Genomic DNA, 18,807 nt, shown 5'->3' on the forward strand with positions numbered 1-18,807 from the left:
GTCACCAGCGGGCGGCGTCCGCGAGCAGTGCGTCACGCACTGCCGCGGGCCCCGCCCGGCTCGGCTCGGCCCTGGTCACGACGAACAGCGTGTTGATCGGCGGCTCCGCCGGGTCCAGCAGCGCCACCAGCTCGCCCGACGCCAGTTCCGCCGCACACAAATACCGAGGCAGCACGCTCACGCCGAACCCGGCCAGCACGCACGCCAGCACACCGCGCAGGTCCGGCACCACCACCGCGGACCCCGCGGGCGGGCGGACGCCCAGCACCGAACGCCAGTAGCGGCGGATGATCGGCAAGTCCTCGGCGTAGGCCACCAGCGGCGCGGTCCGCGGGTCGCCGGTGAAGTCGCGGGGGCCGACCAGGACGAACTCCTCGTCCGTCAGCGGTGTCGCCGCCAGGCCGCGGCCCCGGGGGCGGATCGTCGAGACGACCAGGTCGTAGCGTCGCTGCGTCAGGCCGGCCAGGAGGTCGTCGGCCAGGCCGAAGCTCACCCGCAGCTGGAGACCGGAAGCGACCAAGCTCGCCAACGCGGGCAGGACCCGAGCCGTGGTTAGCTCGGCCGGGCCCGCCAGGTGGACCGGCGTCGCGAACGGGTCCGCCGGGCCCAGCGCGACACCCGCGAGGGCGTCCACGTGCGGGGCGATGCGGGCCGCGAGCTCGTCGGCCACCGGTGTCGGCGTCACGCCGCGGGCGCGCCGGACGAACAGCTGCTGGCCGAGTTGCTCCTCCAGGGCTCTGACCTGCGCGGTCACCGTCGGCTGGGACAAGCCCAGCGACGGCGCCGCACCGGTCAGCGAGCCCGCGCGGTGGACCGCGAGGAACGTCCGCAGCAGGTCGAGGTCCAGGTCAGTCCTCGACCAGCTCGATCGAGTCCACGACGTTCGGGTAGAACGCGACGTGGTCCTTGATCGCCGCGACCGCGTCGTACGGCTTCTCGTACGTCCAGATCGCGTTTTCCGCCTTCACGTCACCGGCGTTCAGGCTGTAGTAGCTGGCGTCACCCTTGTACGGGCAGTACGTCTCGTGGTCGGTCCGCTCCAGCACATCCGCGTCGACATCCGCCAGCGGGATGTACTGCGCGGCCGGGTAGGTCGACTCCTGCAGGGTCAGCGCGTTGCGGCTGTCCGCCACCACGCGCCCGCCCACCTTGACCACCACGCGGGCCTGGGTCGGCTCGACGGTGATCGGGTGGTCCGGGCCCGGGACCAGCACCTTCTTCTCCGGCATGTCAGCTCCTCGAAAAGGTCGTGTACTCAGACCAGCACCCGGGACCCGGCGGTTATTCCAGCGGATCAGGGCAGGTAGTACATCGGGTTCGGCAGCTTCGTGGGCCGCAGGGCGTAGCCGCCTTCGAGGTCGCTGAACTGGTCACCGACGTTGAGGACGATGTGCGCGCCGGTCGTCTCGATGTGCGCCCGCGTGCCCGACTTGTACTGGACCGTGGTGCAGGTCAGCCCGCACGGCAGGTAGTCCGGCGCGGTCACCTTCGGCTTGAAGAACGCCCCGGCCGGGGCCGGGTAGCCCTCGTTGGCCAGGTTCTTCAGCGACTGCGGGCCCTGCAGCTCGTTGCGGCCGGTCAGGAAGTACAGCTTGACGCCGTGCTGCACGGCCCAGTTGGCCAGCTCCAGCACCGGCTTGTTCGCGGTGAACGTGCCGTTGTCGATGGCCTGCTGCTGCTTGACCGGGTCGAAGCCGAAGTCGTTGTCGGCCTCCCAGCCGTAGGTGACCTCGGCGGTGTCGTCGACGTCGAGCACGATCGCCGGGTTCTTCACGCGGCCCAGCTGCTGCTGCAGGTAACGCTTCGCGTCGGTGACCACGCGGTTGGTGTCCTTCACGAACCGGCTCGTGTCGGAGTAGTGGTGCTTGCCGGCGGCGTCGAGGTAGTCGCCGTAGTAGGCCTTGACGTCGTTCTTGACCTGGCCGATGTTGGCCGGTTCCTTCGAGCGGGCGGCCGTCGCGTCGTCCGAGCCGGCCAGCGCGGTGGCCCCCGAGGCGACCGTGGCGCCGATGGCCGCGGCGGCGGCGAGCTTGACGAGACCTGACCATTTTCCGGACACGGCGACCCTCCAGAGCAGATTTGACGACTCGGGGAACCTACGTCACGTTCACCCGGAGTTCCACCCCTCGAAAGTTTCCGTTCACCTTTCGGCGCGGCAGAGGAACGCCACCGGCGCGCGGCCGATCCGCGTCAGAACCACCGAAGCTTCCGCTTCGCCGCGCAGCTTCAGTCTGCGACGCAACGCATCCGGGTCGACGTCGAGGCCGCGCACGAGGATCTCCAGCCGCCCGACGTCGTGTCGCTTGAGGACGGCCCTCAAGGACTTTTCGCTGTACGGCCCGTGTTCGAGGACGCGGAACGCACGCACGCCCGGCGGCGGGGTGTCCCCGGTCAGGTACGCGATGCGTTCGTCCAGCTGCCACAACCCGTGCCGCGCCGCGTAGTGGCGGACCAGTCCGGCGCGAACCACAGCGCCGTCCGGGTCGACGATCCACTCCCCCGGCTCCCGGGTGGGCAGTTCGTCCGGCTCGGCGTCGGTGACCGTCCACTGTGTCCCGTCCGAGCGGAGAACCGTCGCCCGCCGGGTGACGCCGGTGCCGAGGCCGCGCCAGAGGCAGGACTCGCGGACCTGGCCGTCGAGGGACACCAGCTCGACCTCGTCGGCCCACGGCGTGAGTGCGAAGTCCAGGCCCGGCGCGCACTTCACCGACAGCGGACGCCCCGGGTACGCCTCGACCAGCCCGTCCAGTGGCGGGGCGAAGTCCGCGGGTTTCCACGCCCGGCGTCCCGCGGAGTCGCGACGGGCCGGGTCGGCGACCACCACACCGTCACGACTGACCGGGCGCAGCGCGTCAGCCCGGGCGAGTCCGAACGCGACACCGGCGACGATCCCGTTGTGCCGCGCCATCTCCAGCCGGACCGGGTCCAGATCGGACCCGAGCGCGCGCCGCGCCACCCGCGCGATCTCGACGAGGTCCGCGCCGACCGAACACGTGACGTCGTGGACGTCGAGCCCCGCCAGCCGCGACGCCCGGTGCCGCGCGACCGGTGCCGCGCTCGCCTGCTGGAGCGCGTCCGAGGTGAACAGCCAGCCCTCGGCATCCACTTTGGACACGGCTTTACGCCGCAGCAGCACCGTTTCCAGGACGGCGGCCGCGAACTCCTCGCCCGCGACGCGGCGCACGGCGGCCACGGACGCGATGTGGTCGGTCAGCGGCAACGACGAAACCTCGGCGAGCGCCGCCACACCCGCGCCGGAACGCAGGTAGGCGACGTCGCCGAGGCTGAAGGAATAGCCCACTCAGGACGGCCGCTTGGTCCCGGTGATCATCACGTTGTAGAACAGCTCGCGCGGCAGGATCTTCGCCAGCAGCTTCTTGTCCACAGCGGACAGCCGCAGCCACAGCTTGTAGGCGAACAACCGCCAGCGGACGGTCAGCTTCTCCTGCGGCACCGCGGCTTCGAACGTCCGGATCGGCCAGCCGGCGAGCGCCGCGGCGAACTCCTCGGTGACCGCGTGGACGTCCTGCGCGCCGGCGCCGCGGGCCCACGACTCCAGCTCCGACGGGTCGAACGTGTGGATGTCGACCACGGCTTCCAGCGCGGCCGCGCGCGAGGACTCGTCCAGTTCGGACTGCGGACGTCGCCAGCCGCTCAACGCGGGCAGCTTGGTCACGCGGGTCGTGAGGAACCAGGTGAACTGGCCGAGCTTGCGGGCGTAGAAGTCGCCGATCTTCGTCGGCTCGCCGGCGAACACGAACCGGCCGCCCGGCTTGAGCACGCGCAGCACCTCGCGGAACGCCGCCTGGACGTCCGGGATGTGGTGCAGCACCGCGTGCCCGACGACGAGGTCGAACGTGTTGTCCTCGTACGGGATGCGCTCGGCGTCGGCGACCCGGCCGTCGACGTCGAGGCCGAGCTTCTCGGCGTTGCGCAGCGCGACCTGGACCATGCCGGGCGAGAGGTCGGTGACCGAGCCCTTCTTGGCGACGCCGCCCTGCATGAGGTTCAGCAGGAAGAACCCGGTGCCGCTGCCCAGCTCCATCGCGTGCTGGTAGGGCTGACCGTCGTCACCCGCCACGGCGTTGAACACGTCGGTGGCGTAGGAGATGCAGCGCTCGTCGTACGAGATCGACCACTTCTCGTCGTAGGTGCCGGCTTCCCAGTCGTGGTACAGCACGTTCGCCAGCTTCGGGTCGGCGTAGGCCGCCTGGACCTCTTCGGCGGTGGCGTGCGGGTTCGGGGCCGGGTCGTTCACGTCGGTCAAGGCGTCATTTCCCTTCGAAAGTGGCCTTGCCGGGCCCGTTTTCGATGAACGACTTCATGCCGTTCCGCTGGTCTTCGGTCGCCCAGAGCGCGGCGAACAGGTGCGACTCGAGCTTGAGCCCGTTCGCGAGGTCGGTGTCGAGGCCGCCGTCGATGGCGGCCTTCGCCGCGCGCAGCGCCACGGCCGGGCCGTTCGCGAACTGCGACGCCCACTTGTGCGCGGCCGCGTAGACGTCGTCGGGGGCGACGACCTCGTCGACGATCCCCAGGGAGAGGGCCTCTTCGGCCTTGACGAACCGTCCGGTGTAGACGATGTCCTTGGTCTTGCTCGGCCCGATCAGCCGGGCCAGGCGCTGGGTGCCGCCCGCGCCGGGGATGACGCCGAGCTGGATCTCGGGCTGGCCGACCTTGACGTTGTCGCCGGCGACGCGGCGGTCCGCGGTCAGCGCGAGCTCGAGGCCGCCGCCGAGTGCGTACCCGGTGATGGCCGCGACGACCGGCTTCGGGATGTTCGCGATGGCGGCCAGCGTCCCGGTGAGGTTCGCGCCGAACTTGGCGATCTCGGGGTAGGTCCGGCTGGCCATCTCCTTGATGTCCGCGCCGCCCGCGAAGGTCTTCTCGCCGCCGTAGAGGATCACCGCGCGGACGTCGTCGCGCTCGCCTGCCTCCTTCGCCAGCTCGGCGAGTTCGGCGGTGACCTGGGCGTTCAGGGCGTTGACCGGCGGGCGGTCGAGCCGGATCGTGCCGACCCCGTCCTTGACTTCAAGGGTTACGAACTCTCCCACGCCCATCCTCCTCGTTGACGATCTGCCAGCACGCTACCGGTCGGTAAGCGACAGCTTAGCGACGACGGGCGAAGAAGCGATCGCCGGAGCGCTCCAGGACGAGGTCCTGGTCGAACGTCTTCGACAGGTTTTCGCTGGTGATGACGTCGTCCACGAGCCCGGACACCACCGCGTGGCCGTCGCGGAGAAGCAACGCGTGGGTGAACCCCGGCGGGATCTCCTCGACGTGGTGGGTGACCAGCACGAGCGCCGGCGCGTCCGGGTCCAGGGCCAGCGCGGAGAGCCGCGCGACGAGGTCCTCACGGCCGCCCAGGTCGAGCCCGGCGGCCGGCTCGTCGAGCAGCAGCATCTCCGGGTCGGTCATCAGCGAGCGGGCGATCAGCGCGCGCTTGCGCTCGCCCTCGGACAGCGTGCCGAAGGTGCGCTCGGCGAGGTTGCCGATGCCCATCGCGTCGAGCAGCTCGCTCGCGCGGGCGGTGTCGAGGGTGTCGTATTCCTCACGCCAGCGCCCGAGCACCGCGTAGCCGGCGCTGACCACGACGTCCTTGACGAGCTCGTCACCCGGCACGCGCTGGGCGATGGCCGCCGAGGTGAAGCCGATGCGCGGGCGCAGGTCGAAGATGTTGACCCGGCCGATCCGCTCGCCGAGCAGGTCGACCTCGCCGGTGGTCGGGTGCAGCTCGGCCGCGGCGAGACGCAGGAGGGTGGTCTTGCCCGCGCCGTTCGGCCCGAGCACCACCCAGCGCTCGTCGAGCTCCACGCTCCAGTCGAGACCGGCGAGGAGGTCGTTGGTCCCCCGGCGGACGCCGACACCGGCCATCCGGACCACGAGATCGTCAAGTTCGCTGGGCTGGATCGGCTCGCTCACGAACCCCATTCTGTCTGCCGTCGCGCGCGCGTGCGCACCCGCCCGGGTGAGACGGCGAACCGGCAGGTCGGAGCGGGTTCCACGAGGTGGAACAGCGCAGTCGGGAAGTGTCGGACGCGCGCGTGCTGTGGCAGGATCGAGAGCATGACAGCCGACGCGCCCGTCACCTCGGTCACCCGGGGGTCGTTCTGGCGCCGTCGTGCGATCGACCTGCTCCTGGTCGCGTCCGCCGGGTGTACCCGGGCACCGCTCGGCTGATCCCGCGCGCCCTCGGCGGCGCCGTGGACGGCCGGGCCGTGCTGCCCCCGCCGTCCCGATCACTTCGCGTCCGAGGAGCACCCGCGTTGACCACGTCCCTCGTCCGGCCCCCCGTCGAGATCCACCCGCAGCTGACCGACCCTCTGCTGCCCGACCTGCTGCACCCGTCGCGGCTGTTATGGACACCCCGTGAGCTGGCCGACCTGACCGCCACCGTGACCACCGAGCTGACCGCGAACCTGCGGAGCATCCTGCGGTTCGACGAAGACCGCCGCTGGTGGGCCCGGCTGGCCCTGACCGACGGCGTCGAGCTGTGGCTGCTGTCGTGGCTGCCCGGCCAGCACACCAGGCCGCACGACCACGGCGGCGCGTCCGGCTCGTTCACCGTGCTGCAGGGTGAGCTCGGCGAGGAGTACCGCTACCCCGGCGGCCCGGTCCGGCGCCGCACGCACGTCCCCGGCCAGGGCATCGGCTTCGGCGCCGGCCGCGCGCACCAGGTCACCGGCCTCGGCGACCGGCCCGCGGCCAGCATCCACGCGTACTCGCCGCCGCTGGTGGCGACGCGCAACTACGAGAGCCTCGCCGACGTCCCGGCCGAAATCCCGCCGTTGCCCGCTATCGTCCAGCGATGAGCGCCATCGACACCTTCCTGGAGAAGGCCCGGTCCGGTCTGGAGCGGGTGTCCCCTTCGCGGGCTCACGAGCTGCAGGAGGCGGGCGCGTTGCTCGTCGACATCCGGCCCTTCGCGAACCGCCAGGCCGAGGGCGAAATCCCCGGCGCGGTGGTCGTCGAGCGGATCCACCTGGAGTGGCGGCTGGCGCCGGACAGCGAATGGCGGCTGCCCTCGGTGACCCCGGACGCGACGGTGGTCGTGCTCTGCAACGAGGGGTACTCGTCGAGCCTGGCCGCGGCCGACCTGCAACGGCTGGGCCTGCGCAACGCGACCGACCTCGAAGGCGGCTTCCGCGCCTGGGCCTCCGCCGGCCTGCCCGTGCAGACCGGCGGAAGCCCCGCGGTGCCCTAGGCGAGCGCCGGGGCGACCTGCTCGGTGAACAGGTCGATGCCGGAGCGGTCGTACGCGGCTTCCGGGAAGTTGAAGATCGCGTAGGACATGCCGAGCTCGCCCAGCTCGGCCAGCTTCTCGGTGACCTGCTCGGGCGTGCCGGTGGTCGGGCTGTTCGCGAAGACGCCGTGCCAGCGCTCGGCGGCGTCGGCCGGGACGTACTTGTCCAGGTGGGACTTCAGCCAGGCCAGCTTGTCCTGGACGTCCTTTTCGGTCGCCCCGATGACGATGTTGTGGTTGACCGAGCGGACGATGGCGTCGAAGTCGGTGCCGACGTCCTTGCAGTGCTGCGCGAGGATCTCGGACTTCCGGGTGAACGTCTCGGGGTCGCCGGCGAAGTTCGTGTACTTCGCGTACTTCGCGGCGATCTTGAGCGTCTTCTTCTCGCCGCCACCGGCGATCCACAGCGGGATGCCGCCTTCCTGCGGCGGCAACGGACGCAGGATGGCGCCGTCGGTCTGATAGTGCTTCCCGTCCAGTGTGGACTTCCCGGTCGTCCAGAGGTCGCGCATGATCTGCACGCCTTCGTCGAGCTGGCCGAGCCGCTCGCCGGCGCCGGGGAAGCCGTAGCCGTAGGCCCGCCACTCGTGCTCGTACCAGCCCGCGCCGATGCCCATCTCGACCCGGCCGCCGGAGATGAGGTCGGCGGTCGCGGCCACCTTCGCCAGGTAGGCCGGGTTGCGGTAGCCCATGCAGGTGCACATCTGGCCGAGCCGCACGGTGTCGGTCGCGGCGGCGAACGCCGAGATCAGCGACCACGCCTCGTGCGTCGCCTCCTCGGTCGGGACGGGCACGGTGTGGAAGTGGTCGTAGACCCAGATCGATTCGAAGGGCCCGGCCTCGGCGTGCTTCGCCAGGCCGAGCATGGTCTTCCAGTGGTCCGCGGGATCGATGCCGGCGAGGTCGATCCGCCAGCCTTGCGGGACGAAGATTCCGAAGCGCATGCGGCCAACATAACGCCGCCCACGGCCGCGCGCGCTGTGATTTCCGGCCGCGCCGGGCTGGAGTAACTCCAGGTCAGGCCAGCACAGCTTGCCCCTCGGGCCAGGAAAGACAGTGCACCGTCGCTCCGCCCTCGTCAGCCTTCCGGTTCCCAGATGACGGAGTCCGGACGCATCCCGCCGGACTCCACGAACTCGCGGGCAGCCTTACGCACGTCGGCCTCGGGGAGTTCGGCGTCGTCGGGAAACTCGAACTCCCCGGTGGCGAGGTAGTAGATGACCTCACCCCATTCCGGCAGCGGGAACGCACCACCGGAGCCGCAGTGTGCCTGTTCGGAGTCCGCGTAGCGCAAAACCCCTCGGTCTCCGTGCAGACCGATCATGAGGTTCGGCTTGAGCCGATCACCGTCCACCCAGAGCTGAGCGATCTGGGACCTTCCAGTCCCGCCACGGCATCGAGCACAGTGTCGAGCTCGGCCATCGTCTCCACTGCCACGGGGCTGTCCGTATGGCCCGCGTAGTAGGCCTGTACCTCGGCAAAGGTCGGATCATCGGGATCGGTTTCGTCGGTTTTTCGTTTGCCGCTGACCAGCGGTCTCGCCTCGGCCGGGTCGGTTGCCCCGGTGACCAGCCAGCGTCCATGCGTTTTCTGGCCCCTCCCGACCTGAACCGGAGGAGGCAGCTCACGGCGGAGCGCCCGAACGACGGGCGGTTCGGACAGCGGACCGTGCTTCGGATCGGCAGCCGGCTCGACTTGGTCGCCGGGCCGGAGGTCCGGCCTGACCTCCGGCTCGTTGCGGGCCAATCCCAAGTCGTCGAGGTATCCAGCGACCGCCTCGTCGGCTCGTCCGACGGAATCGGCGATCCGTTCCACATCCTCGCTCGCCGTCAGATAGCTGTCGGCCAAGCCGGCAGCCTCGGCGGTCCGAGTCCCCCCGTACGGTCGACCCGATGGCGTCGGCCACGTCGCGCAGAGTTCCCCGTGCTCCGGTCAACTGCCGCAAAGCTTGTGCGATCTTCTGTCGGGCGAGGCGCAGAAGCGCGGCATTCTCCTCCACTCCAGGTCAGGCCAGCACAACGCGCGCCAGCTCGGCCGGCGCGGCGAGCAGGCCGTGCTTCGGCAGCACCCGCACCGTGTACCCGATCGAGCCCGGCCTCGGCAGCTTCAGGCGGGCCGCGAACGCGCCGATGCCGTCGTCGGTCATCGGGACCGTGACCGCGTCGCGCAGCTCGTCGTCGTCGCCGACGCGGCCGACCACCGCCTGGATGTCCACTTCGGACGGATCGAGGCCGGCCAGGTCGACGCGCGCCCGGATCGTCACCTCCGTGCCGACCACCAGCGGCTCGGTCGCCTCGACCAGCAGCTCCGAGTCGAAGATCCGCAGCCGCGGCCACGACACCTCCAGCTTGGTGCGGTAGTCCGCCAGCGACAGCGCGCCGCGGTAGCCGTCACCCGTGGCCGCCGCGACCATCCGGGACGCCGGCAGGTACCCGTTGTCGACGTACTCGCGGACCATCCGGGACGCCTGCACCCGCGGGCCGAGCGTCTCCAGCGTGTGCCACACCATCGACAGCCAGCCGGTCGGCACGCCGCCGTCCGAGCGGTCGTAGAACAGCGGCGCGATCTGCTGGCCGAGCAGCTCGTACAGCGCCGCGGCCTCGAGGTCGTCGCGGCGCAGCGGATCGGCGACGCCGTCCGCGGTCGGGATCGCCCAGCCGTTGCTGCCGTCGTAACACTCGTCCCACCAGCCGTCGCGGATGGAGAGGTTGAGGCCGCCGTTCAGGGCCGACTTCATGCCCGACGTCCCGCACGCCTCGAGCGGGCGCACCGGGTTGTTCAGCCAGACGTCACACCCGCGGTACAGGTACCGGGCCATCGACATGTCGTAGTCCGGCAGGAAGACGATCCGGTGCCGCACGTCGGCGCCGTCGACGAACCGGACGATCTGCTGGATCAGCTGCTTGCCGTTCTCGTCGGCCGGATGCGACTTGCCGGCGACGACGACCTGGATCGGCCGGTCCTCGTGCAGCAGCAGCGTGCGCAGCCGCTCGGGGTCGCGCAGCATCAGCGTCAGCCGCTTGTACGTCGGGACGCGGCGGGCGAACCCGACGGTCAGCACGTCCGGGTCGAACACGGAGTCCACCCAGCCCAGCTCCAGCGGAGACGCGCCGCGCTGCAGCCACGCCGCGCGCACCCGGCGGCGCACCTCGTGGACCAGCTTCTCACGCAGCTCGCGCCGCAGCTCCCACAGCTGGGCGTCGGAGACGCCGGCGCGCAGCGGGCCCTCGCCGACGTCGAGGCCCCACTCGCGCCCGAGCAGCGTGCTGAGCTCGCGCGCCACCCAGGTCGGGCCGTGGACGCCGTTCGTCACCGACGAGATCGGCACCTCGTCGTGGTCGAACCCGGGCCACAGCCGGGAGAACATCTTGCGCGTGACGCGCCCGTGCAGCTGCGAGACGCCGTTCGCGCGCTGCGCCAGCCGCAGGCCCATGTGCGCCATGTTGAACAGCCCGGGGTTGTCCTCCGCGCCGAGCGCGAGCACGCGGCGCGGGTCGATGTCGGGCACCAGGCGCCCGTCGGAGAAGTAGCGCTGCACCAGGTCCACCGGGAACCGGTCGATGCCCGCGCTGACCGGGGTGTGCGTCGTGAAGAGCGTCCCGGCACGGACGGCCGGCATGGCCTCGTCGAACGCGAGGCCGTCGGCCTGAACGATCTCGCGGGCGCGCTCGAGGCCGAGGAACCCCGCGTGCCCCTCGTTCGTGTGGAACACCTTGGGCTGCGGGTGGCCGGTCAGCTCGCAGTACTTGCGGACGGCGCGGAAGCCGCCGATGCCGGCCAGGATCTCCTGCCGCAGCCGGTGGTCGGCGTCGCCGCCGTAGAGCCGGTCGGTGACGCCGCGCAGGTCGTCGTCGTTGGCCTCGGTGTCGGTGTCGAGCAGCAGCAGCGGGACGCGCCCGACGCGGGCCTGCCAGATCTGCGCGCACAGCTCGCGACCGCCCGGCATCGCGACGCCGATCAGCACCGGGCGCCCGCCGGCGGTCAGCAGCTCGAGCGGGAACGCGTTCGGGTCGATGACCGGGTAGTGCTCGACCTGCCAGCCGTCGAGCGACAGCGACTGCCGGAAGTAGCCGTTGCGGTAGAGCAGCCCGACGCCGACCATCGGCACGCCCAGGTCGGACGCGGCCTTGAGGTGGTCGCCGGCGAGCACGCCGAGGCCGCCGGAGTAGTTCGGCAGGGCTTCGGTGACGCCGAACTCCATCGAGAAGTAGGCGACGGCCGGCGGCAGGTTCTCCTCGTCGCGCTCCTGGTACCAGCGCGGCTCCGACAGGTAGGTCTCCAGGTCCGCGGCGGCGGCGCGGGCGCGCTCGAGGAAGCCGTCGTCCACGGCGAGCTCGTCGAGGCGGTCCGGCGGCAGCGCGGTGAGCATGCGCAGCGGGTCGCGCACGGAGTTGAACAGCTCGGCGTCCATCGACGCGAAGAGGTCGCGCGTCGGCGGATGCCACGTCCAGCGCAGGTTGGTGGCCAGCGCGCCCAGGCCGGACAGCGACTCCGGGAGACTGGCGCGGACGGTGAACCGGCGGACTGCACGCATGGGAAGCGACGATATCGGGCCACGGCCCGGCCTGCGCAGGGAGTAGTTCGGGGATAACGCGCACGCGTCCCGTAAGCCCTGGGTAGGGTCCTGGCCGTCGGTACGGGTGGGCACGAGAGCGAGTGAGCAGATGATCCCAGGGGGAGGACGGCGCGCGCTGGTCGCGTTGCTGGCCGTCGTGGCCGTGGCCGTGAGCGGGTGCAACAGCAAGGGCGGTAGCGCGAGCGGGGACCCGGCCAAGGACACCGGCGCCGGATCGGTCTCCGGACTCCCGGTGACCCACTTCGAGAGCGGCCTCAAGCCGGACGCGCCGACGCCGCGCCTCGACGTCCGCAACGCCGACGGCGGTGAGGACGACAAGCTCGCCACCGCCGCGATCGACGACGTCCAGACGTACTGGGGCGAGCACCTGCGGGCCGACTTCGGGCAGCAGTTCGAGCCGGTGAAGTCGCTGCTGTCCTACGACGCGCAGACCGACACCGAGGAAACCGGCTGCGGCAGCGTGAAGAAGCTCGTGAACGCGTTCTACTGCCCGGTCGACGACTCGGTGGCGTGGGACCGCGGGGTGCTGCTGCCGATGCTGCGCCAGCGGTTCGGGCCGATGTCGGTGGTCGTCGTGCTCGCGCACGAGTTCGGCCACGCCGTCCAGTACCGGCTGGGTGACAAGGCCGGCATCACGAAGAGCACCCCGACCGTGGTCAAGGAGCAGCAGGCCGACTGCTTCGCCGGCGGCTACTTCCGCTGGGTCGCCGAGGACAAGAGCAAGTACTACCGGGTGTCGACGTCCGAGGGCCTGAACCAGGTGATGGCGTCGATGTTCCTGATCCGCGACCAGGCGGGCACCAGCGCCGCCGACAAGGGCGCGCACGGCACGGCGTTCGACCGCACCTTCGCGTTCCAGGCCGGGTTCGAAAAGGGCCCGAAGGAGTGCGCGGCGATGAACACCGACAACGTCAAGGCCCGGCTGACCGAGCGCCCGTTCGACAAGGGTGACACCGGCAAGGGCGACGCGAAGTTCACCGACCAGGCGGTCGAGCTGCTGAAGAAGAGCCTCGACGAGGCGTTCAAGGGCGCGGGGGTGGCGGCCCCGGAGATCACCGACGGCGGCAGCTGCCAGACCACGCCGCCGGCGTCGTACTGCCCGGCCGACAACACGGTGAGCATCGACCTGGCGAAGCTGGCGCAGCTGGCCCAGCCGATCGACCGCGAGGCCGAGATGAAGGGCGAGGACCCGGGCGGCATGGGCGACTTCGCGGCGTTCTCGGAGGTCGCTTCGCGGTATGCGCTGGGGATCCAGAAGGGGGTCGGCGCGTCGATCGACAACCCGAACGCCGGCCTGCGGACGGCGTGCCTGGTGGGCGCGTGGGCCGCGTTCACGAACCGCCCGGGCGACCTGCGGCTGTCCGCGGGTGACCTCGACGAGGCGATCGCGGACCTGCTGCAGCCGGAGAGCCTGGTGTCGGCGGACGTGAACGGCAAGCGCCCGGACAGCGGTTTCGACCGCGTCGAGTCGCTGCGGCGCGGGTACCTCGAGGGCTCGTCGGTCTGCTCGAAGCAGTACGCCTGAGGGCTTGAGAAAGGCCCCCACCGCGTGGTGGGGGCCTTTTTCGTGCGGTCTAGAAGAGCGCACTCGCCAGATCGCGGCGAGCCTTCATGACACGGTCGTCGGCCGGGTCGAAGAGGTCGAACAGCGCCACCAGGTGCTCGCGGACCCTGTTGCGGTCCTCGCCCGCCGTGCGGCGGACCGTGTCGATCAGGCGCTTGAAGCCCGCCTCGACGTCGTTCGACGCGATGTCCAGGTCGGCCGCGTCGAGCTGGGCCGCCAGGTCGGCCGGGTCCGCGTCGGCCTTGGTGCGGGCCTCCGGGTCGGCGTTCTCGGCTCGGGCCGTGAACTTGACCTGGGCCAGGGCGTTCTTCGCCAGCTCGTTGGCCGGTTCGACGTCCAGGATGCGCTCGTAGGCCGCCTGCGCCGCCGCGAAGTCGCCCTGCTCGAACGCCTCTTCCGCCTCGGTGAAGCGCGGGTCCTCGGGCTCCTCGACCGGACCCGCTCCGCCCGCTTCGGCCTCGCGGATCGACGGGAGCTTGTCGCGCAGGGCGTCGAGCAGCGCGTTGATCCACTTGCGGATCTCGGGCTCGGGCAGCGCGCCGGAGAACGCGTCGACCGGCTGGCCGCCGCCGATGGCGACGATCGTGGGGATGGACTGCGCACCGAACAGCTGCGCGATGCGCGGGTTGGCGTCGACGTCGACCTTCGCCACGACCCAGGCGCCGCCGGACTCGGCGGCCATCCGCTCCAGCACCGGCGACAGCTGCTTGCACGGGCCGCACCACTCGGCCCACAGGTCGACGATCACCAGCTGGTGCAGGGACCGCTCCACGACCTCGGTCTGGAAGGTCGCTTCGGTGACGTCGATCACGGCCTCGGACGAGCCGGGGGCGGGCGGCGGCGGGCCGTCCCCGCCGGCCGGGCCGGCGGGCGGGGCCGGCTGCTTGCGCGCCGTTTCGGCGCGGGCCTTGAGCGCGGACAGGTCCACCGCGCCGGAAAGGGCGGCGGACAGGGCCGCTGACTTCGCTGCAGATCCGCGTGGTTGTGTCACGCTTCCATCCTGGCACGCGCGCCGGGACGTTTCACCGGGTGCCCGGCCCGTCCGCTTGGCAGGACGGCGCCGGGTGGGGCAGGCTCGGCCCGTGCACATCCGGCGTGACGTGAAGGTGGGCCTGTCCATCGCGGCGGCCGTCGCCTGGATCGGCGCGGTGACCCTGCTGATCGTGCACGAGCCGGACCCGGGCGCGGCCTCCCCCGGCGAGCTGCACGACAAGCTCGCGTCGGCGCTGTCCGGCCACGACGCGGACGCCTTCGCCGGCCTCGTCGACTACCCCGGCTCCGGCGGCGACGACTTCGCGAAGGACTACGTCGCGGTGCTGGCCGACCACGGCGTGCACGACGTCCGCGTCGCCCTCGGCCCGGACGCGGCGGCCCCCGTCCACGCGACGATCGAGGGCGCCCTCGGCGACGGCAGGCCGTTCAGCTACGCGCTGAACGTGACGAGCGAGGACGGCCGCTGGACGGTCGCCTTCACCCCGCCACTCCCCTGATCCCCAGCGGGGCTCAGTCCTCGCGGAGGTGGGCTTCGATGCGGTCCACCTTGGCCTCCAGCTGACCGGAGAAGCCGGGGCGGATGTCCGCTTTCAGGACCAGCCCGACCCGCGCCGACCCCTCGCCCGCGGCTTCGACCGCGCGCTTCACGACGTCCATCACCTCGTCCCAGCTCTCGCCCTCGATGTTCGTGAACATCGCGTTGGTCGAGTTGGGCAGCCCGGATTCGCGGACCACCTTCACCGCGCGGGCGACGGCCTCGCTGACTCCGCCGTCGGGCTCCCCGCCGGACGGGCTCACGCTGAACGCGACGATCATGCTCGGAAGTCCCTTCTTCGGTGTTCTTTTCCGCCGGTCGGGCGACACCCGCCGGTACCCGCTGGTAACTTCGCGTGTCATGAACCGTCCGCTGCCGTTCGACCCGATCGCCCGCGCGGCGCAGCTCTGGGAGGACCGGATCGGGCCCTCCGGCACCATGGCCGCGGTGACCGGCGTGATGCGCGTCCAGCAGATCATCCAGTCCGCGGTGGACGGCGCGCTCAAGCCGCACGGCCTGACCTTCGCCCGGTACGAAGCACTGGTGCTGCTCACCTTCGCCCGCAGCGACAGCCTGCCGATGCGGGTGATGGGCGAGCGGCTCCAGCTGCACCCCACCAGTGTCACCAACATAGTCGACCGGCTGGAGCGCGACGGGCTCGTGAAGCGCGTCCCGCACCCGACCGACCGCCGCACGACGCTCGTCGAGATCACCAGCGAAGGCCGCAAGCGCCGCGAGTCCGCCACCGAGGCCGTCACGGCGATCGACTTCGGCCTGTCCGGGCTCACCGACCGGCAGACCGAGCAGCTGACCGACCTGCTGACGAAGGTGCGTCGCGCGACAGGCGACTTCACCGAATAGAAGAAGGGCCCGCGCCGAAGCGCGGGCCCTTCTCATCTGCTGGGATCAGGCGGCGACGGGTTCCTTGACCTGGAACAGGCCGACCCCGCCGTGGGACAGCCGCTGCGGGCCGTCGAGCTTGCCGTTGCGCAGCGCCCACTTCTCGAACAGCCACGTGAACAGCGGCGGGATGCTCGCGAGCAGGGCGTAGAGCAGGGTCTTCGGGCGCCAGCCGAGCGGCTTCGCCACGGACAGGGAGACGACCACGTAGAGGACGAAGATCACGCCGTGCACCATGCCGATGACGGGCACGCCGCCCTCACCGGAGGAGTGCACGACGTACTTGAGGAACATCCCGACAAGCAGCGCCGCCCAGGAAAGGGCTTCGGCGACTGCGGCCACGCGGAAAACTAGAGCGGCCTTGCTGGACACTTCTTCCTCCTGTGGGGTCTCACCACGTTTTTCGTGACATAAGAAAACGCCCGACGCACCGTCCAAGGCGGACTGCCTGTGGACGTCAACGGCGCTGTCGGACGTGCTGAGACCAGTGTGAGGCGTGATGGCCCTCACGGGAACACCGGGGCCCGTGACGATGCTCACGAACGTGGTCCACTGTGGTCCGGACCACGTTCGTGAGCGTCACTATCTAGTCAGAACACGGGGAAACCGGTGCTGCGGAGGGCGAGGTGCCCCAGGTCGCCGTCGCGACATCGGCAGTCAAGGAGAAGTCGAGCGTCGTGCCACGCTTCAGCTGGTCCACGTTGACATACACCCGGCCACTCGGCTTCGAGCCGACCTCGAGCCCCGAGACGTACTGCAGCTTCGAGCCGTCCGCGCCGGGCGCCTTGATCGTGACGTCCCGCCCGTTCTCCAGGTGCAGCACGGACTTCGCGAAGCGCGGCGAGCTGAGCACGAAGTTCCCAGTCCCTGGGACGGCCGGATAGAGCCCCAGCGCGCTGAAGACGTACCACGCCGACATCGTGCCGAGGTCGTCGTTGCCGGTGACGCCGTTGGGCGCGTTGGTGAACAGCGTGTGCGCCGCCCGCACGACCGTCGACGTCTTCGCCGGCTGGCCGGTGAGTGCGTACATCCACGGCGAGTGCAGGTCCGGCTCGTTGTTCGGGTTGTAGCGGAACTGGTCGTAGTAGTCGTACGGGCCGACGACCCAGTTCTCCCGGACGGCCGTCGCCGGGTTCTTCACCAGCTCGTCGTAGGCGAAGAAGTCGTCCAGGCGCTTGCCGGTGTTCGCCGGGCCGCCCATCCGCTGCATCAGGCCGGGGACGTCCTGCTGGACCAGCCACTGGTACTGCCAGGCCGTGCCCTCGTGGAAGCCGTCCTGGCTCTGCGGGCTGTACGGCTTGCCGGCCGGGCTGAACCAGTCGCCGCCGGCGACCTTCGGCCGGAAGAAGCCGTCGAAGCCGCGGTCGGTCTGCGACGAGTCCCACAGCGTCCGGTAGGTCCGGCCCTTCTGCTTCAACGCGGCCGCGTCGGACTTCTTGCCGAGCGCCGCAGCCATGACCGACAGCGAGCAGTCACCGAGCGCGTACTCCAGGGTGGCCGAAGCGCCGTGGCTCGGGTCGGTGTCCTGCCCCTTCTTCGGGAAGTTCGGGTCGTACTGGACGAAGCCGTCCTGCTGGTAGCTCGCGTTGCCGGAGCGGCCCTGGAACGGCGACGACGCGGGCGGGATCTGCGTCGAGTTCTGCAGCAACGCCTGGTAGGCGCGCATCTCGTTGCCCGACAGCGCCCCGAACCGCCAAAGGTCCACGAGGAACGGCGTGACCGGGTCACCCGTCATCGTGTTCGTCTCCTGGCTCGCGTACGCCCATCGCGGCAGCCAGCCGCCCTGGTCGTGGATGGCGAGGATGCTCTTGGCGACATCACGAGCGCGGTCCGGCCGCAGCAGCGCCAGGAGCTGGTTCTGCGTGCGGTAGGTGTCCCACAGCGAGAAGAAGTCGTAGTACGTCCAGCCGACCGCGCGGTGGATCTTCTTGTCGAAGCCGTAGTAGCGGCCGTCGGCGTCGTTCGCGGTCAACGGCTGCAGCAGCGCGTGGTACAGCGAGGTGTAGAAGACCGTGCGGTCGTCGGTCGTGCCGCCCTTGATGTCCACAGTGGACAACTCGTGCCGCCAGGTGCGCTGGACGTCCGCCTTGGCGGAGTCGAACGACCGGACGTGCTCGGCCGCCAGGTTCACCCGGGGCCCGGCCGCGTCCACCTGCGAGATCGCCGTGGTCGCGGTGACCTGGCCCGCGCCGCCGAACGACAGCCACGCGCCACGCAGGCCCGCACCGCCTTCGGAAGAACGGCTGCCGGGGGCGCCGCCGGTCGGCGACCAGGTGCCGAACGTCTTGAACGGCTTGTCGAACTTCGTCGTGAAGTACGTCGTGTAGGCCTTGCCACCGCAGAAGGCTTGCGACTCCACGGTTCCTTCGACGGTCCGGTCGTCGACGACGCGGATGCTGCTGCCCGTCACCGGTTCCTTGTCGTTGGCCTGCCCTACGTTGACGAATACGTTGGCATCACCGGGTTTCACAAAGGTGTACCGCTCGACGCCCGCGCGCGTCGCCGCGGTCGTCTCGACGTCGACGCCGCCGTAGCCGGTCAGGTGGACCTTGTAGTAGCCGGGCTTGCCGACCTCGCCGTCGTGGGTGAACGGCGCCGCGTACTTCGTCTGGTCGAAGGTGGCGGGCTTGGTCGTGTCGAACGCCTTGCCCGGGCCGATCTCGCCGGTCGTCGGGAGCGTCGAGACGAGGCCGCCCTGCTCCCAGCAGCCCGCGCCCGACAGGAAGAAGTGGCCGAAGCCGCGGATGGCCGTGTCGGTGTAGCGGTAGCCGGCGTAGTGCGAGGTGATGGGGCTGACCTGCGTCATCCCGAACGGCGCCGACGCGCCGGGGAACGTGTTGCCCTCGTCCTGCGTGCCGATGAACGTGTTGACGGCGTCCAGGGCGTCCCCGCCGGCCGGGGGGGGGGGGGGGGGGGGGGGGGGGGGGGGGGGGGGGGGGGGGGGGGGGGGGGGGAGGGGGGGGGGGGGGGGGTGGGGTGGGGGGGGGGGGGGGGAGAGA

General features: G+C 70.8%; 19 protein-coding genes and 1 pseudogene. 5 read left to right on the plus strand and 15 right to left on the minus strand.

Going from position 1 to position 18,807, the window contains the following annotated elements; all coding sequences use genetic code 11:
• Position 1: 1 nt before the first annotated feature.
• From ACZ61C_RS45115 to ACZ61C_RS45145, 7 genes are all read right to left on the minus strand, one after another.
• A complete protein-coding gene (locus ACZ61C_RS45115) occupies positions 2-847 on the minus strand; it encodes a LysR family transcriptional regulator (protein ID WP_465314212.1) in 846 nt (281 codons plus the stop codon).
• A gap of 1 nt (position 848) precedes the next feature.
• Positions 849-1,229: a DUF427 domain-containing protein gene (locus tag ACZ61C_RS45120; RefSeq protein WP_465314134.1), complete on the minus strand. Its 381-nt coding sequence runs from the start codon at positions 1,227-1,229 to the stop codon at positions 849-851.
• Between the two features lie 65 nt (positions 1,230-1,294).
• Positions 1,295-2,059, minus strand: coding sequence for an HAD family acid phosphatase (locus ACZ61C_RS45125; RefSeq protein ID WP_465314135.1), 765 nt, complete (start codon positions 2,057-2,059; stop codon positions 1,295-1,297).
• Positions 2,060-2,140: 81 nt separating this feature from the next.
• Positions 2,141-3,301 (minus strand): class I SAM-dependent methyltransferase, encoded by a 1,161-nt coding sequence (locus tag ACZ61C_RS45130; RefSeq protein ID WP_465314136.1) that lies wholly within the window; start codon positions 3,299-3,301, stop codon positions 2,141-2,143.
• Positions 3,302-4,267 (minus strand): class I SAM-dependent methyltransferase, encoded by a 966-nt coding sequence (locus tag ACZ61C_RS45135; RefSeq protein ID WP_465314137.1) that lies wholly within the window; start codon positions 4,265-4,267, stop codon positions 3,302-3,304.
• A 4-nt stretch (positions 4,268-4,271) separates the two neighbouring features.
• Positions 4,272-5,051: an enoyl-CoA hydratase/isomerase family protein gene (locus ACZ61C_RS45140; RefSeq protein ID WP_465314138.1), complete on the minus strand. Its 780-nt coding sequence runs from the start codon at positions 5,049-5,051 to the stop codon at positions 4,272-4,274.
• Positions 5,052-5,106: 55 nt separating this feature from the next.
• Positions 5,107-5,928, minus strand: a complete 822-nt coding sequence (locus ACZ61C_RS45145; RefSeq protein ID WP_465314139.1) for an ABC transporter ATP-binding protein — start codon at positions 5,926-5,928, stop codon at positions 5,107-5,109.
• Positions 5,929-6,263: 335 nt separating this feature from the next.
• Between ACZ61C_RS45145 and ACZ61C_RS45150 the strand changes: the two genes are divergently transcribed.
• On the plus strand, positions 6,264-6,809 hold the full coding sequence (locus ACZ61C_RS45150) for a cysteine dioxygenase (RefSeq protein WP_465314140.1): 546 nt from the start codon (positions 6,264-6,266) through the stop codon (positions 6,807-6,809).
• On the plus strand, positions 6,806-7,201 hold the full coding sequence (locus tag ACZ61C_RS45155) for a rhodanese-like domain-containing protein (RefSeq protein WP_465314141.1): 396 nt from the start codon (positions 6,806-6,808) through the stop codon (positions 7,199-7,201). The genes ACZ61C_RS45150 and ACZ61C_RS45155 overlap by 4 nt, the downstream gene beginning before the upstream one ends.
• Here ACZ61C_RS45155 and ACZ61C_RS45160 read toward each other — a convergent pair.
• The 4 genes from ACZ61C_RS45160 to glgP form a co-directional block, all read right to left on the minus strand.
• Positions 7,198-8,184, minus strand: coding sequence for an LLM class F420-dependent oxidoreductase (locus tag ACZ61C_RS45160; protein ID WP_465314142.1), 987 nt, complete (start codon positions 8,182-8,184; stop codon positions 7,198-7,200). The two genes, ACZ61C_RS45155 and ACZ61C_RS45160, sit on opposite strands and share 4 nt — an antisense overlap.
• 134 nt (positions 8,185-8,318) lie before the next feature.
• Positions 8,319-8,594, minus strand: a complete 276-nt coding sequence (locus ACZ61C_RS45165) for an Imm1 family immunity protein (protein WP_465314143.1) — start codon at positions 8,592-8,594, stop codon at positions 8,319-8,321.
• Positions 8,561-9,088, minus strand: coding sequence for a hypothetical protein (locus ACZ61C_RS45170; RefSeq protein WP_465314144.1), 528 nt, complete (start codon positions 9,086-9,088; stop codon positions 8,561-8,563). Before ACZ61C_RS45170 ends, ACZ61C_RS45165 begins: the two co-directional genes overlap by 34 nt.
• A gap of 157 nt (positions 9,089-9,245) precedes the next feature.
• Entirely contained in the window at positions 9,246-11,774 is a 2,529-nt protein-coding gene (gene glgP, locus ACZ61C_RS45175; protein WP_465314145.1) for an alpha-glucan family phosphorylase, read from the minus strand.
• 130 nt (positions 11,775-11,904) lie between these two features.
• On the opposite strand from glgP, the gene ACZ61C_RS45180 reads away from it, so the two are divergent.
• On the plus strand, positions 11,905-13,341 hold the full coding sequence (locus ACZ61C_RS45180; RefSeq protein ID WP_465314146.1) for a neutral zinc metallopeptidase: 1,437 nt from the start codon (positions 11,905-11,907) through the stop codon (positions 13,339-13,341).
• Between the two features lie 49 nt (positions 13,342-13,390).
• Here ACZ61C_RS45180 and ACZ61C_RS45185 read toward each other — a convergent pair whose 3' ends face one another.
• Positions 13,391-14,371 carry a tetratricopeptide repeat protein gene (locus ACZ61C_RS45185; protein ID WP_465314147.1) on the minus strand — a complete coding sequence of 327 codons (981 nt, stop codon included), beginning with the start codon at positions 14,369-14,371 and terminating at the stop codon, positions 13,391-13,393.
• A 91-nt stretch (positions 14,372-14,462) separates the two neighbouring features.
• Here ACZ61C_RS45185 and ACZ61C_RS45190 point away from each other — a divergent pair, with 91 nt between their 5' ends.
• Positions 14,463-14,870, plus strand: coding sequence for a hypothetical protein (locus ACZ61C_RS45190; protein WP_465314148.1), 408 nt, complete (start codon positions 14,463-14,465; stop codon positions 14,868-14,870).
• Positions 14,871-14,883: 13 nt separating this feature from the next.
• Here ACZ61C_RS45190 and ACZ61C_RS45195 read toward each other — a convergent pair whose 3' ends face one another.
• A complete protein-coding gene (locus tag ACZ61C_RS45195; RefSeq protein ID WP_465314213.1) occupies positions 14,884-15,189 on the minus strand; it encodes a thiamine-binding protein in 306 nt (101 codons plus the stop codon).
• A 79-nt stretch (positions 15,190-15,268) separates the two neighbouring features.
• Between ACZ61C_RS45195 and ACZ61C_RS45200 the strand changes: the two genes are divergently transcribed.
• Positions 15,269-15,769 carry a MarR family winged helix-turn-helix transcriptional regulator gene (locus ACZ61C_RS45200; protein ID WP_465314149.1) on the plus strand — a complete coding sequence of 167 codons (501 nt, stop codon included), beginning with the start codon at positions 15,269-15,271 and terminating at the stop codon, positions 15,767-15,769.
• 45 nt (positions 15,770-15,814) lie between these two features.
• Here ACZ61C_RS45200 and ACZ61C_RS45205 read toward each other — a convergent pair whose 3' ends face one another.
• Together ACZ61C_RS45205 and ACZ61C_RS45210 are read right to left on the minus strand one after the other, a co-directional pair.
• Entirely contained in the window at positions 15,815-16,180 is a 366-nt protein-coding gene (locus ACZ61C_RS45205) for a DUF3817 domain-containing protein (protein ID WP_465314150.1), read from the minus strand.
• A 214-nt stretch (positions 16,181-16,394) separates the two neighbouring features.
• Positions 16,395-18,701 (minus strand): annotated as a pseudogene (locus tag ACZ61C_RS45210) (GH92 family glycosyl hydrolase); the annotation flags it as partial.
• Between the last annotated feature and the right edge of the window lie 106 nt (positions 18,702-18,807).

It is taken from the genome of Amycolatopsis sp. NPDC104587 (assembly GCF_055583645.1).

Excerpts from the sequence above, each read along its gene's own strand:
- ACZ61C_RS45200 (WP_465314149.1), top strand. The coding sequence starts at position 15,269 with ATGAACCGTCCGCTGCCGTTCGACCCGATCGCCCGCGCGGCGCAGCTC.
- ACZ61C_RS45145 (WP_465314139.1), bottom strand. The coding sequence starts at position 5,928 with ATGGGGTTCGTGAGCGAGCCGATCCAGCCCAGCGAACTTGACGATCTC.
- ACZ61C_RS45120 (WP_465314134.1), bottom strand. The coding sequence starts at position 1,229 with ATGCCGGAGAAGAAGGTGCTGGTCCCGGGCCCGGACCACCCGATCACC.
- ACZ61C_RS45160 (WP_465314142.1), bottom strand. The coding sequence starts at position 8,184 with ATGCGCTTCGGAATCTTCGTCCCGCAAGGCTGGCGGATCGACCTCGCC.
- glgP (WP_465314145.1), bottom strand. The coding sequence starts at position 11,774 with ATGCGTGCAGTCCGCCGGTTCACCGTCCGCGCCAGTCTCCCGGAGTCG.
- ACZ61C_RS45155 (WP_465314141.1), top strand. The coding sequence starts at position 6,806 with ATGAGCGCCATCGACACCTTCCTGGAGAAGGCCCGGTCCGGTCTGGAG.
- ACZ61C_RS45180 (WP_465314146.1), top strand. The coding sequence starts at position 11,905 with ATGATCCCAGGGGGAGGACGGCGCGCGCTGGTCGCGTTGCTGGCCGTC.
- ACZ61C_RS45195 (WP_465314213.1), bottom strand. The coding sequence starts at position 15,189 with ATGATCGTCGCGTTCAGCGTGAGCCCGTCCGGCGGGGAGCCCGACGGC.